Raw genomic sequence first — 13,792 nt, 5'->3', positions numbered from 1 at the left:
TAAAACAGAAATTATGGAAGATAGAAGATCAAAGAAATCAAGAGCAAAAAAAAGAGTGGCAGAATTAAAAGGTTTTTACACTCATGCTACCGTATTTACGCTGGTTAATCTGTTTGTAATGACGGTAACCGTATCCGCTAGAATTAGTGGGGGGGAGAGTTTTAATGAGGCATTCTTCAGTATAGCTACGTTTAGTACTCCCTTCTTTTGGGGTATTGGACTTGTTTTTCATGCGGCCAAAGTTTTTAATTGGAACCCGATTTTCACTGAAAGTTGGGAGAAACGCCAAATTGAAAAGTTTATGGAAGAAGATAGGGAGGAAGCTAAAAAATATTAAGAGTTTATTTATCAATCAAAAAAAGAGTAATGACCAAATCAAAATTAGGATATAAAGAAGCTAGAACAAAAGTAGACCGTATCAGGGATTTTTATGAGCACGCAGCCATATACTTTATCGCCAATGTATTGCTTTTTGCTTTCAAGGGCAAGATTTATGGGTTTTTTGAAGCAAAAGAGGTTTTGACTGCTGACTTTCAGTATTTTTTATGGTTGAACATTATATTAACGCCCATTATTTGGGGTGTCATTTTAACGGTTCACGGTTGGCTGGCATTTAAGGGGAAAATATTTTCATGGAAAAATCTAAAACCCAACTGGTTAAAACGTTGGGAGGAAGTCCAGTTGCAGAAATTCATGAACGAAGACCAGTAATATATTCAATACCAACATAAAGACGAACCGACCCTTATGCAGACCCTGATTATTGAAGATGAAAAACCTTCCGCACGAAGACTCTCTAGGCTTTTACAGAAAATGGGCATGGATGCCGCCGTATTGCTGCACTCTGTGAAAGAATCCATTGAGTGGTTTCAGAATAACGACCATCCTGATTTGATATTTTTGGATATTCAACTTTCTGATGGACTTTCCTTTGAGATTTTTGAGCACGTAAAGGTTAAAAGTGCTATTATTTTTACCACGGCTTATGATGAGTATGCCCTACAGGCATTCAAGCTTAACAGTATAGATTACTTGCTAAAACCTATTGACGAAGAAGAATTGGAGGTGGCTGTAGCCAAATACAAAACGCTTCGCCCTAAAAAGGAAGAGCTTACACTTGATTTTGATGATATCAAAAAACTATTGGTCAACCCATTGGAAAGGGAATTCAAAAAGCGGTTTACCGCCAAAGTTGGGCAACATCTTAAAATCTTGAATGCGGAAGAGATTGAATGTTTTTACAGCAAGAACAAAGGTACGTATGCCGCTACTTCCGATGGTAGAAATTACCTGTTGGATACCACCCTTGAAAACTTGGAAGAGGATTTGGAGCCTAAAGACTTTTTTAGGGTGAGCAGAAAATTCTACGTCAACATAAACCACATTAAAGATATCATTTCCTATACCAATTCAAGGTTGAAAATTAAGCTTTCCCACTTCTCGGAGCAGGAAATTATTGTTAGTAGGGAACGAGTAAAAGACTTTAAGTTATGGTTAGAGTAATAGTGTTTAAAATATTGAATTAAAAATACTTAAATCTTTAAATAGATATTTCTTATAGTTGTAAAAGTATCGGAAAAAAGTTACTTTTCAATACGATTGTCATCAAAAGCGGAGGGAAGCAATTTAGGAATGAGCTTGATAAAAATAGGTAGTAAAACAGCCCCTCCGGGAAGTAAAAAAATTGCCAAAGACGGTATACTTTTAAATATATCCAACAACTGATTTTGCACTTTTTTCTTCTCTTCAGAAGTTAAATCTTTGACGGTCGATTTGGATAACAGATAGACCAGTTCTTTACTTTGGGAAAGTTCTTTTTGAAGTCGCTTGCTATTTCTTAAAATAAGCTTGTTGACCACCTTCGCCATACTGTCGTAAAATTGAACGGCTAGATTGTGATCCTTTAAAAAGGGTACCGATCTAGAATTAATTTTGAAAAATTCTTGTACCTCAAAAAGTGACTTTTTAATGTCCGTTTCCCCAAAACCTAAATCCTTTCCGAATCCGAAAACGAATTCCGATTCCTGATAATCCAATGAATGATCTTCCCAAACCGTGAGGCAGGCGATATCTAAAAAATATTGGTTTTCCCAAGGCGATTTGTTGCCCACCAACTGTTTGCGGTAATGCCCATCAAATGATTTTTCGTTTACTTCAATAAAAGTGAGAGAAGAAGCGAACAATTGCTCCAAACGTACATCACTTCTGTTCTTTTTTTTGGAATTAAGAGCGTGGTAGGTAATGTTAATGGTCAAATATTCCAATCGCTGAGCTTGCTTTCTAATTTCGCTGGCATCCTCCAAGTATTGTTTGTATAGAAGAACATCTATAAATAATAGCGAATTGGTTATAAAACTGCTAAATGTTTTTCCGATTAGATTCTCTTCAAGAAAAGCACGCGAGTCTATAAGTTGCTCTAATTGGGCAGATGTATTTTTTCCTATCAGCAATCGGTTAAGTAAGGAACTATTTCCAATTTTAAGCTCTTTGTAAAATTTAAAAACAGAAGAGGTAAAATCCTTAAAATTAGTGCTGTTACTTTCTAATCTAAAGGTGCCATAAAGAGCCGTTATAAGATTAATTTTAGCCTTTTCGTCTTCAGAAAGTTCATGCTCCGTGGGAATGAAATTAGGAATCGCAACATTAATACCGTATACAAATCCTAACTTCTTTAGTAGTATGTAGAAGGTAGAAAAATCTTGAAATGCATCATGTTGGTCCGCAATCAAAGAACCGAACTTATCTATCCAACCGCTTGCTGAAGGGTTCATATCAACCTCAGTTTAAAGGGCCAAATTACTATAAAATTCAGTTTAAACTTAATGAAGCAAGGTTATATTTTGATTTCCTAACGTGGTCAAACTAAGGAAATTTCAATGGAATAGAGCGGTTTTTGTGAATCTGCGGCATCTCACCAATTATTATTGTATTTACTAAAAGTTGCGTGGCTCAACACAATAAAAACCGAAATACATTAACATTACTTTAACATTTGAAACCAAACCCTCCAATAAATATGCCGTACGTAAGGTTGAAATAATTAATCACAATCTTTAAAAAATTAGAAATGAAAAAAACAAAACTTTTAATTGGTCTGGGAATGCTGGCCGCGATTGGTATTGTATTAGTAGCAGCCGATCACATTGATGCTCCCAGTACCACGGGAAACACCGCAGATATTGCGGATTTTTATGGATTTGAATCGCCTAGCAATCCGGATAATACCGTTTTCGTGGTAGACTTACAAACAGATGTTGTTCCAGATTTGGCCTATGGTACTTTTGATGAAGATGTCTTAACAGAGATTAACATAGATACGGACAATGACCTTATTGAGGATTTGGTCATCCAAGCTATACCAAGAAATGGTAACATGTATTTCTTTGGCCCTGTAGAACCTTCAATGTTGGGTAAAACCAGTGAAGTAATGGTAGATATGCCTCTTGGCAAGGTGGCAATTTCAGATGAAAACGCCATCGTAACTACTACTGAAGATGGAGTTTCATTATTCGCTGGTCCACGTCAAGACGCTTTCTTTTTTGACTTCAATCAGTTTAACAAAGTAATTGGTGGAGAGGCACCGGAAGGTTTTTTACCAGAGGGAGAAGCCGTAGATACATTTGATGGTGCCAATACCATGGCATTGGTTGTAGAGATCCCAAATAGTATTCTTGGAGAGACTACCGCTACCAATGTTTTGGGACTTGAGGTCTATAAAACATGGGTAACCACTAACGGAAAACAATAATTAACAAACTTATAAATAGAAAAGAATGAAACTTATTAATTTAAAATATATGCTGATGTCTCTTTGCTTTGTCACTGTATTTGTGGCGTGTAGTGAGGATGATGATAATGCCATTGTACAGGCCACTTGTAGTGATGGTATCATGAACGGAACTGAAACAGGCGTGGATTGTGGAGGAACATCCTGTCAACCATGTGAAGATATGATGGAACCGGACGAGGAAATGATGGAGCCTGATGACGATATGGAGGAAGAGGAAATGCCTGATTTCTCCGGTACTTATGCACAAGTTGATTTTATGGGTAGGCCAGGAATAAACACTGTTTTGAGTATTCAGGATTTTAAAGATCCTTACAATCAAGCAGAGCCGCACAGAATAGCAGAGTTTTATCAAAAAGACTTTGAAAACCGCTTGGAAGGCTTGCACGATGTATATGCCAATTTGTTGGGGCTAAACGAAGAGGATGTTAATTACCAACCAAATATTTTAGGGGATATCTTAAATGGTCCTGAGAAGGATGGTTTTACGGATAATCCTGTTTCCGCAGAGGTTTTGACCACTGTTTTGGCAAATGATGTTTTGGAAGTGGCTCCTAATTTACCTACCACATATTTCAATCCCGGTTCCGGAGCTCCAAATTACGAGGGTGCCATTGGACTGACCGGAAGAACACTGCAAGATGATGTAATTGATGTTTCCTTGATCTTGTTGTTCGGTGGAGGAGACGGCGCACGTTTCAACGGTCAAGAGGTAGAAGGTGTAGGTACCTTTCCCATATTGGTATCAGATGGGGTATCGTTTACCGCATCTCCTACAGTTACCTTTCCATACTTGGACATGCCTGAATAAGATATTTATCTATGAAGAAGAACTGGGAGGGTGCGAACCATCCTCCCTTTCCTTTATCCTAAAGGATGTTGTTGATTTTTAAGAGTTAACTCAGGGTAATGGCGGAAAACATCTTGAAAAAACCAAAATACTAATAAAATGAAGAATTTACTTTACGGGTTGGTACTTCTATTGTTCGCATCTTGTTCCAGTGAGAATAATAACCAAATTACCCAAAAGGAAGACTATGACATTTATTTGGCATCTGAGCCAAGGAGTAACACTTCCAAATATTTTGAGCTGTGGGATTCTAAAATCAAAAAGGATAGTTCCCAGCTAATGAGCTTTGGAATCGTAGGAAGTGAATACAGTCGCTTCTTTCAGAATACCGGAAAAATAGCTTATTTAAAAAAAGCCGAGCAGGTATTGGAAAAAGCTGTAGAGATTGCAGCTGTAGGCAAGGCAGGTTATTATAGGGCCTTGGCCAGAAATTATATTTCCCAACATAGGTTTATGGAGGCTTTGCAGATGGCAGATTCCGCTAGGGCAACAAACAACGGTATTAACCAAAGCCAATGTCTTCTGTTTGATGTACATATGGAATTGGGCAATTATGATACGGCAAGGGCACAATTGGATAGTATCAAGGATATGACAGATTTTGGGTATTTGATACGATTGGCAAAATGGAATGATTATAAGGGCGATTTAGATGCTACCATTCGTTTTATGGAAAAAGCTATGAAGAAAGTCGAAACTGCCAAAAATGAATCCTTGAAACTTTGGTCCTATACCAATTTGGCAGATTATTATGGGCATGCAGGCAGAATTAAAGACTCGTATAACCATTACCTAAAAGCATTGGAAATTGATCCTGGTAATGCCTACGCCAAAAAAGGAATTGCTTGGATTGTATTCTCCCATGAAAATAGACCAAAAGAGGCTATGAGAATATTGGATTCCGTTACCAAGAATTATAAATCACCCGATTATTATTTGTTAAAGGCGGAAATTGCCGGTTATATGGGCGATGATTTAAAAAGCCTGAACAACTTGGAAAAATATTTTCAGCATGTAAGTAATCCAGATTACGGAGATATGTACAATGCCCATAACGTATCACTTTATCTAACGGAAACAGAGGAATATGCAAAAGCGCTTAGGTTGGCAAAAAAGGAGGTTGCCAATAGGCCTACACCAGAATCCTATAGTCTACTAGCCTATAGTTATTTCAAAATGGGTAATGTGGAAAAGGCCTTGGAAATTGTGGAATCCCAAATTGAGGGAAAGACTTTTGAACCCGGAATACTACTGAACGCTGCGGAAATTTATAAGGCTGCCGGATATGATAAGAAAGTTATAGATTTAAAACAAGAGCTATTGAGCGCTGTCTATGAACTAGGACCTGGCACTAAGCAAGATATTGTGAATCTTTAGAAAATTCGGAAAGAACATCTCAATTATTTTAGGTGTGTTGGTTTTTTCTAAGTGCTCCAATTAACCTTGGAGCACTTTTTTTCCACAATTTTTGTTAATAAATTTTACATTTTTAACTTTTTTGTAGGAAAGTTTAAATAGGTTTTCTAAGTTTATATCTCCAAAACTTAAATTGCTATACTGAAATTATAGAAAATTTCAATTTTAAAAGAAACGTTAACCTAGTAGTTCCCCTAAATTAATAGTGTTATGGAGTATGTTTTTTTTGTGATATGGCTATCATTCATGATGTGGTTGTGTTTAAAGGTAGTCACCGCACATAGAGGTTTGAGAAAATTGCTCAAATCAAAAAAATAGTACTTAATTAAAGTTTTTGTTACTTATTCAAAATCAAACATTTATATGTTAGGGCAATTATCATTGCGCCAATGCCCCAATATGGAGAATGTTAATCAGCGAGTCATTAGGCTAGTTGGTAACATCTTCCTTTGTCAGTGTATAAAAAAGTAATTTTTCTAAGCAATTTTTAATTTCAATTGGGCCTTTTTTTTCGAGCAAATACATGTATTTTCTTCACTTTGTAGAAAAAGTATTTTATCTCTAGAAATTTAGAACAAGTGCATGTTTAAAAAAGGTCAAATTATCCTTCTTCTTTGTATAGTTATTACGCAAAGCATATTTTCCCAGAATAACAAAAATTCCTCAAACGATTCCATAGTTAAGAATCTTAAGATTTCGGCTTTTCCCGTGGCATTTTATACGCCTGAAACCGCTTTTGGTTTTGGAGGTTTGGGTATTGGTAATTTTTGGTTAAGAGGTGAAGACAACGAGACCAGGCCGTCTTCTGTGCAATTAGGTGCAAGTTATACTACCAAAAGTCAAATTCTCGTTTATGCCCCTTTTGAATTTTATAAGGATAATGAAAGGTGGCGGTTATTGGGAGAGGTTGGGTTTTATAAATATTTCTATAATTTCTATGGGGTTGGTATCAATGCCTTGGAGGAAGACGAAGAAACGTATGAAGTAACATTCCCGAGGGTTCGTTTATCCTTGCTAAGAGAAATTGTACCCAACTTTTCTATAGGTGTAGGATATGAATTGGATGTTTTTACCAATTTAAAGGTGGAAGAGGGGGGTATTCTGGAAGCTTCAAATGTATCTGGAAAAAAAGACGGAACTGTCAGTAATATAGGTTTGCAGGCCATTTATGATACGAGGGACAACATCTTTTTTCCTACCAAAGGTTTTTATTTGCAGGGAAACTTTTTTACCTCCGCTAAATTTTTAGGTTCCTCTTTTAATTATTCCAAATTTGAATTGGATAATAGATACTACCAAAAGGTAGGCAAGAAGCAGGTGATTGCCGCTAACTTTTTTATAGCGAGCAGCACGGAAAATACTCCTTTCTATGATTTGTATTATTTAGGTTCAAAACGCACAAGAGGGTTTAATAATAGAAGGTTTCAAGATAATGCAGAACTAACTTTGGCAATGGAGTACCGTTTTCCAATTGCTGGAAGATTTGGGGGCGTTGCTTTTGGGTCTACGGCAACCGTGGCTCCTAACTTGGGGGAAACCTTTAGCTCCCAATATAAGCCGGCAGCTGGCGTGGGTCTAAGGTATGTCATCAATAAACGCGATGGCGTGCGGTTAAGAGTTGATTATGGAATGTCTGCAGAAGGCGGTAACTTTTACTTTACCATTAAAGAAGCTTTTTAAATTAATGTATTATAGTTTGGTCCAATTGTCAAGATCCAACGTCCAATCATAATTTTTGTAAATCAAATCAATATGCTTTGTACGTGGAATAACATGGTATTTCTTTAAAATCTTTTTAATACCACGCTTACATCCAAAATCGCCTCTAAACCAACTAAAAAGAGGAGTTACCGTAACTTCGCCCGTAGTCTCATTGAATTCCGTTGTTTTCTTAAGATAATTTTCCGATCCTTTAGCTAACTGATTTTCAATTTCAGCTGCCTTATATATGGCTACTGGAGGGCAATCTTTTGCTCCACAGTTTAGGGCAAAATGTATTCTAAAATCCCTATTATCCACCCTAAGTTTTCTTTCAAATTTGTTTGGAAACCATTTCCTCACAAGTCCAAGCCCTAATGGCCATTGTGATTTTCTTATGATACCGTGCTCAATTTTTTCAAACGAAACCATTCTTCCGGCAATAGGTATTTGCTCTGCCTTAAAGAAATTGGACCGGTCTTGATATTTTTCTGGACTTTTGGATAGGATTTCTTGGATGTATGCATTGTAAATATTGATCCAGAACGCCAGTTTTTTTTTATCCGTGTCCAAGGAGGTTTCTAATTCCTGTAGTGTAGTGTTATAAAGTTGCGTTCGTATATCTGCCGTACTTTTTCCATCTCGGATATTTTTCAAAAAATTTTCAGAGACTTTGTTCCAATCAGTATCTTGATTTGTGGAAAAATCCATGTCGTTGGCCCAAACGGTTGAAATAGTAAAAAGCGAAAAGCATAGAAATTTATATAGGATAGGGTTCATTCTTGTAATTTAAGTATTGTAACTTTATTTACGTAAAAATCATACTATGGTTTGGTCGAACGGATAGAAATAACCTTTCCGTTTAATCATAAGTCCATATTTATCTATTTGAAAACAAACAAAAAGTTCAATTTAAGCGTGGTCATTCCTGCGCATAACGAAAAGGATAATCTAAAATTACTTGTTCCCAAACTAGTGAATGAGGGGGGGGATTTGCTCATGGAGGTAATCGTTGTTCTTTCCGGTTTAAATTCCGATGGTTCGGAAGAACTAAAATTTGGGCCAAAGGTGAAGTGGATTAGGGCTAATGAAAAGGGTAGGGCGGTACAAATGAATATGGGGGCTCAACATTCACAGAGCTCTATTTTGGCGTTTTTACATGCAGATGTACTACCACCCTCAGACTTTGCCAAGAATATTGTAGATACTATTGCATCTGGATTTGATGCTGGGTTCTTTTCATATCAGTTTGATAAGAAAAGTATCTTATTAAGCATCAATGCCTATTTTACAGCAAAAGATGGATTGTTTACAGGAGGAGGTGACCAATGTCTATTTATTGAAAAGAACCAATTCCAAAAATTGAATGGTTTTGACGAGTCACAGGTATTAATGGAGGATTTTGAGTTTTTTAAACGTATGAAAAAGTCCAATATCAAGTATACCATCATTAAAAATGATATGTTGGTATCCGCTAGAAAATATGAAAAAAACTCTTATTTACGTGTTAATTTAAGCAACTTGCTCCTAGTAATTTTGTTCAAGTCTGGTTACTCCGCTGAAAAACTTAAAAAGTTGCATAACAAGTTGTTGCATTTATCTTATAGTGAATGAAATCAAAAAACCTTGGTGTGATGCCAAGGTTTTTTGATTGTTGTCCTTATGTTTTTTTTAAGAGGTTACCGCTCCCAGGGTATAGAGCTGTTCCAAAGTTGGAGATTCACTACCACCTGCAGGCTCTAAGGTAATCCCAAATGCTTCGGTTTCGTTAGGATTGTTCAAGACAAAAACTTTATTCTCATCCATGGTAAAATCCTCCAACAATCCCATACTTGTTGGTGTCAAAGGGTCCAGTTTAAGAGACCATACTTGGTATACCATTCCATCTGGTGGTTCTGGTAATCCCTGTGCATCTATAAACACTTTGTTTTCCCTTTTGTTCCAATAAGCTTTGGCATAAGATTCTGGTGAAACTTCTTGTCCACCCAAAGAAACTACGGCTACATCCTTATCCCTAAGATCATTGAGTAACTCTTGGGTATTGGTCAAGGAACCGCGAGCTTCAAATATTTGTTGCTCTAGTACCTCATTTTGCTGTTCAACAACTTTTATATCTGATTGCAACTCATTATTTTGGTTATAGAACCAGAACAATCCAAGTCCTAGCAATATGGCAGCGGCCCAACCAGAATAGGCTGTCCAATTTGTTTTTTCTTCTTTAGGTAGCTGAACAACTTTAGGCTCTTTCTTAATGCCTATTCTAGAGCGAATATCATCAAATCCTTTTCTAAGAACCAAATCTGGATAAGATGCTTTGGTCAATTGCAGAATTGCTTTTTCTATTTCCAAAATCTCTTTCCTGATTTCTGGATATTTCTGAGCATTCTGATATACTTCAAAGTTTTCCTCTTCACTTAGAAGACCAGCTACATACAGCTCCAGTATACCTGATTCTATGTACTTCTCTACTTCCATCACACATTCATATTTTCCCTCAATTTGGAAATACAGCTTCTATTTCTAGTTTTAACTGTACCAATTGGAATATCCAGTTGTTGAGATGCTTCTTTTTGGGTATACCCTTTAAAATAGAGCATTTCAATTATTTCTAGACACTTTTCCTTGAGGTTTAAAACCATCTTTTTAAGTGCGGTTAAATCTACAGGAGCATCATCTTGATGATTATCTGTATCCGCTCTGTTCAAAATACCTACGAAGTAGTCTGCAGAAAGGTTCTTTTTTTGATCTTTATAGGATTTTGAGCGCACTTTATCGATAGCAGCATTACGCGCTATATTCAATGTCCATGTGAAAAACCTACCTTTTGAAGGGTTATAGGTTTCTGCATTGTGCCAGATTTTTGTAAATACATCTTGGCAGATTTCTTCTGCCATATATTTATTCTTGACAATAATATTAATGGCCCCGCATATATTCTCCCAGTACATGCCGTACAATTGTTCAAATGCGAGCACGTCTTTTTTCTGGAATCGTTTTACTAATTCATCTAAATCCATAGAGGAGTTTAAGGTGGGAATAAATATATGAATAAAACACCTAATTGGTGTTTTATTCAATATGGAGAATTATTTAATGATGGCGGTACAAGCTACTCTAGCGCCGGCATCACCGCTGGGTTGTGAAGTAAAGTCATCTTTTCCTTGGTGCACAATTACGGCTCTACCTACAATATTCTTGGTATCGTCATCACAATCCATACACCATTCGTCAGTAGAAAATTCTACACTGGCATTACCGTCTTCATCTGCAACAAAATTACCGATATCACCTTTGTGGTAGCCTTCTTCATCTCCCCATTTACCGTGTATCTCATTTGTTGGGTTCCAATGGCCTCCGGCAGATTTACCATCATGGGCAGAACAATCGGCTGTTTCATGCAAGTGAATAGCATGATTTCCGGCTTGCAGTCCCGTAAATTTGGCCATCATCATTACTTCTTCCCCATTTTGGGTAAATGTAACATCACCTTTTACACCACTATCACTTGCGGAATTCATAGCTAAAGTAATTGTTTGGTCCATGGTACTTTCCTCCATCTCCTTGGCGGTCTCTTCCATGTTTTCCATTTCTTTTTCCATTGAATCCACAGCACTGTCAGCATTTTTTTTAGTTTCCTTACATCCTGTAAAGGCCAGTATACTTGCAGTTACTATAATAAAATAAATCTTTCTCATTGTTCTAGTTTTTAGATTTGACGAAATGTAAAAATTAGAATTATACTTCTCAAGTATTTAAGGTTTCTGAGATAGGATTAGATTTCTTTGCGCTAAAAAAAGATAGGAACACAAAAAAACATCCATGGAATGCCTTCCAATGGATGTTTTTTGTACAAAAGCTATAAAAGAAACTGTTTACTTATTTAGTTTTTTTCAACTACAACTTCTGCGTGTACGGCTACTTCGCTCCAAGTTTTACTTACGCCGTCTTTTCCTGTATGTAAAGCTTCACAAGCTTTGTTGATGGAGGAAACGGCTGCGAGTGCATCCCAGTTTTCTAAATTCATGACGCCATCAAAGGCCAAAGCTGTTTCAGAAACTTTCTTTTGCGTCAATGGAATGGTGGAAGTTTCGCCATTAAGCGTCACGTCTATGGAGCTTTCACCACTCTCATTAACATTAAAAACTCCAGAAATCAATTCGGTGTCATTCATGGCTCCAAAGAAAAATTCCAAGATTTTGGGGTCTCTAGTACCTGTTGCGTCATTGGTAAAAAGACTGCTGACCGGAATACTAAATTCAACTCCATTTAAAGTTTCTAATGGCGTTGCCCCACCGTTGGAATTGGTGATTTTAATTTCCTTAAACTGACCTCCAACAGGTAGTTTTTCTGTTGTTTTATAGGCCGTAAAACTTACTTTTACAGAGTCTTGGACCAGACGATACTGTTCTGTGGAAGATTCCACCTCCGCCTCGGCATTTGCCTTTTCTTCTTTTTTGGTTTCTTTACAGCTCACGGTAAATAGTAGTATTAAGCAAGCCGCAATGGATGTTAATTGTCTCATTGTATTTAGGATTTAGTTGTTGCCAAATTTAGATATATAAAAAAGGTATGACAAAGGAGAGGTCAATTAATTCTTATGTTAGCTTTGTTCTTTTTTTGAGAACAGTTTTCTTAAATCAGGATTATAGAAAACACCAATTTGTAGACGGTCATAATGTGCCGTTGGAAAATGGTTTTTTAAATACCCTAATTGGGTGCTAAGGTTATGGGTGACATTGATGCCCAGGGCACCATACAAACGATTTTGGCCAAATACTTGGTCCTGTAGGTTTAGGAATATTTCGTCATAGAAATTTAAGAAAAAGATATCGGTAAGCGGTAGTGTTACCTGTAGCCGGTACCGCGCTCGATGTTGGGTGTCGTTTCGATCACCAAAATCGATAAAACGTTGTTCTAGGCGGTAACGGTGCTCAAAATTAAATTCCCAAACTTTATTCTTTAAAATGAACTGCTCAAAAATTCGATGTTCAATGGAATTTGTCTCATTGGGGAATTCCTCAAAACTTCCGTCCGTTGTAATATGACCATAGCCGAGGGTTGCAATGGCATTGGGATTAATATGATAGTTGATACCGGTTCTAAGCAATAGCTGATTAAAGTTTTTCCCATTCTCATAATACCTGAGTTGTGCCTCGGTATGAAGACTATATTTATCTGATAATTTATTGGTTCCAAAGTACATGTGCCAAGAACCTAGTTGGTCTTCTCCATTATCTTGTGCCGTTAAAACAAGGGTAGAAATAAAAAGTAAAAAGAGGAGTCTAAATTTCATAGTGGTCAGATAGGCTTAAAGTGGATAAAAATAGGAAAATCGACCTTGTTATGAGAAATTTATGATGTTAAGGAAAACCAAATTTCTAGTTTTGGCCCCAAGAGCCTGTAATTCTATACTTAATATTTTCTGAGCTAAGTTGAATTATTTCTAAAATTCTCTTTTGCCGTGTTGCTTCTCGTTTGGCAATAAAAAGCCAATATAAGTAACTTTTTCTCTGGCTGTGGGTAAAATTTATAAAATTTTTATGGGCTATGGGATGTTGGCTGAAAGCTTGTTGTAAGTCCTTGGGTATTATGGCGTTTTCAACATCATCAAGTTGTGACCATGAGCCGTTCTTTTTGGCAATTTTAATTGATTCAAACCCTGAAGCATGGATCTTTCCGGCAGCGGTTAGTTCTTCAATATAGGTTTTGTTTACCTTGCTCCAAACACTCTTAGGATTTCTTGGGCAGAAATATTGTCTTCTTTTACCATTGCCCAAACTTTTTACCGTACTATCAATCCATCCAAAACAAAGTTCCACCTGCACTGCTTCCTCCCATCTCATGCTTTCTTTAGGGTGGTCAACCTTATAAAAAATGAGATAGATGCCTTGAGACGCTGTATGGTTTTCCAGCAACCAATTTCTCCATTCTATTTCAGTGGGAAAGTAATATTCTTCAATATTTTTCATCGTTTTGCAAGATTCTCAATAGAACATTTAAAAATAGCGTTTTACATTAAAAAACTTGGGCTAATAAGGCAT

Annotated in this window: 16 protein-coding genes; 8 read left to right on the top strand and 8 right to left on the bottom strand. The window is 36.7% G+C overall.

What is annotated here, in order from left to right; translation table 11 throughout:
- The first annotated feature begins 13 nt into the window (after positions 1–13).
- From IL355_RS09110 to IL355_RS09100, 3 genes are read left to right on the top strand one after another with little or no spacing between them, the layout of a single operon-like run.
- Positions 14–337, top strand: a complete 324-nt coding sequence (locus IL355_RS09110; protein WP_192461849.1) for a 2TM domain-containing protein — start codon at positions 14–16, stop codon at positions 335–337.
- Positions 338–366: 29 nt separating this feature from the next.
- Positions 367–711, top strand: a complete 345-nt coding sequence (locus IL355_RS09105; protein WP_192461848.1) for a 2TM domain-containing protein — start codon at positions 367–369, stop codon at positions 709–711.
- Positions 712–747: 36 nt separating this feature from the next.
- On the top strand, positions 748–1,503 hold the full coding sequence (locus IL355_RS09100) for a LytR/AlgR family response regulator transcription factor (protein WP_192461847.1): 756 nt from the start codon (positions 748–750) through the stop codon (positions 1,501–1,503).
- A gap of 80 nt (positions 1,504–1,583) precedes the next feature.
- Here IL355_RS09100 and IL355_RS09095 read toward each other — a convergent pair whose 3' ends face one another.
- Positions 1,584–2,771 (bottom strand): LETM1-related biofilm-associated protein, encoded by a 1,188-nt coding sequence (locus tag IL355_RS09095; protein WP_192461846.1) that lies wholly within the window; start codon positions 2,769–2,771, stop codon positions 1,584–1,586.
- A gap of 296 nt (positions 2,772–3,067) precedes the next feature.
- Here IL355_RS09095 and IL355_RS09090 point away from each other — a divergent pair, with 296 nt between their 5' ends.
- The 4 genes from IL355_RS09090 (at position 3,068) to IL355_RS09075 (ending at position 7,733) form a co-directional block, all read left to right on the top strand.
- Positions 3,068–3,748, top strand: coding sequence for a DUF4331 family protein (locus IL355_RS09090; protein WP_192461845.1), 681 nt, complete (start codon positions 3,068–3,070; stop codon positions 3,746–3,748).
- Between the two features lie 25 nt (positions 3,749–3,773).
- On the top strand, positions 3,774–4,598 hold the full coding sequence (locus IL355_RS09085; RefSeq protein ID WP_225621163.1) for a DUF4331 family protein: 825 nt from the start codon (positions 3,774–3,776) through the stop codon (positions 4,596–4,598).
- Between the two features lie 138 nt (positions 4,599–4,736).
- Positions 4,737–6,014: a tetratricopeptide repeat protein gene (locus tag IL355_RS09080; RefSeq protein WP_192461844.1), complete on the top strand. Its 1,278-nt coding sequence runs from the start codon at positions 4,737–4,739 to the stop codon at positions 6,012–6,014.
- Positions 6,015–6,635: 621 nt separating this feature from the next.
- Positions 6,636–7,733 (top strand): BamA/TamA family outer membrane protein, encoded by a 1,098-nt coding sequence (locus IL355_RS09075; RefSeq protein WP_192461843.1) that lies wholly within the window; start codon positions 6,636–6,638, stop codon positions 7,731–7,733.
- Positions 7,734–7,742: 9 nt separating this feature from the next.
- Here IL355_RS09075 and IL355_RS09070 read toward each other — a convergent pair whose 3' ends face one another.
- A complete protein-coding gene (locus tag IL355_RS09070) occupies positions 7,743–8,531 on the bottom strand; it encodes a DUF547 domain-containing protein (RefSeq protein WP_192461842.1) in 789 nt (262 codons plus the stop codon).
- Between the two features lie 108 nt (positions 8,532–8,639).
- Between IL355_RS09070 and IL355_RS09065 the strand changes: the two genes are divergently transcribed.
- Entirely contained in the window at positions 8,640–9,365 is a 726-nt protein-coding gene (locus tag IL355_RS09065) for a TIGR04283 family arsenosugar biosynthesis glycosyltransferase (RefSeq protein WP_192461841.1), read from the top strand.
- Positions 9,366–9,422: 57 nt separating this feature from the next.
- Here IL355_RS09065 and IL355_RS09060 read toward each other — a convergent pair whose 3' ends face one another.
- The 6 genes from IL355_RS09060 to IL355_RS09035 all read right to left on the bottom strand — a co-directional run bounded on the left by IL355_RS09060 (position 9,423) and on the right by IL355_RS09035 (position 13,720).
- Entirely contained in the window at positions 9,423–10,226 is an 804-nt protein-coding gene (locus tag IL355_RS09060; protein WP_192462121.1) for an anti-sigma factor, read from the bottom strand.
- Positions 10,226–10,768 carry an RNA polymerase sigma factor gene (locus IL355_RS09055; RefSeq protein WP_192461840.1) on the bottom strand — a complete coding sequence of 181 codons (543 nt, stop codon included), beginning with the start codon at positions 10,766–10,768 and terminating at the stop codon, positions 10,226–10,228. Before IL355_RS09055 ends, IL355_RS09060 begins: the two co-directional genes overlap by 1 nt.
- 69 nt (positions 10,769–10,837) lie before the next feature.
- The gene (locus IL355_RS09050) at positions 10,838–11,446 is read right to left on the bottom strand and encodes a superoxide dismutase family protein (protein WP_192461839.1); all 609 of its coding nucleotides are present in this window, start codon (positions 11,444–11,446) and stop codon (positions 10,838–10,840) included.
- 185 nt (positions 11,447–11,631) lie between these two features.
- Positions 11,632–12,273, bottom strand: coding sequence for a hypothetical protein (locus IL355_RS09045; protein WP_192461838.1), 642 nt, complete (start codon positions 12,271–12,273; stop codon positions 11,632–11,634).
- A gap of 78 nt (positions 12,274–12,351) precedes the next feature.
- Positions 12,352–13,044, bottom strand: coding sequence for a DUF2490 domain-containing protein (locus tag IL355_RS09040; protein WP_192461837.1), 693 nt, complete (start codon positions 13,042–13,044; stop codon positions 12,352–12,354).
- An 85-nt stretch (positions 13,045–13,129) separates the two neighbouring features.
- A complete protein-coding gene (locus tag IL355_RS09035) occupies positions 13,130–13,720 on the bottom strand; it encodes a YdeI/OmpD-associated family protein (protein WP_192461836.1) in 591 nt (196 codons plus the stop codon).
- Positions 13,721–13,792 lie beyond the last annotated feature (72 nt).

Source organism: Euzebyella saccharophila (genome assembly GCF_014855495.1).
Classification (GTDB): domain Bacteria; phylum Bacteroidota; class Bacteroidia; order Flavobacteriales; family Flavobacteriaceae; genus Euzebyella; species Euzebyella saccharophila.
Note: the sequence above shows the minus strand (reverse complement) of the source record. Positions and strands in the feature narration are given on the sequence as shown.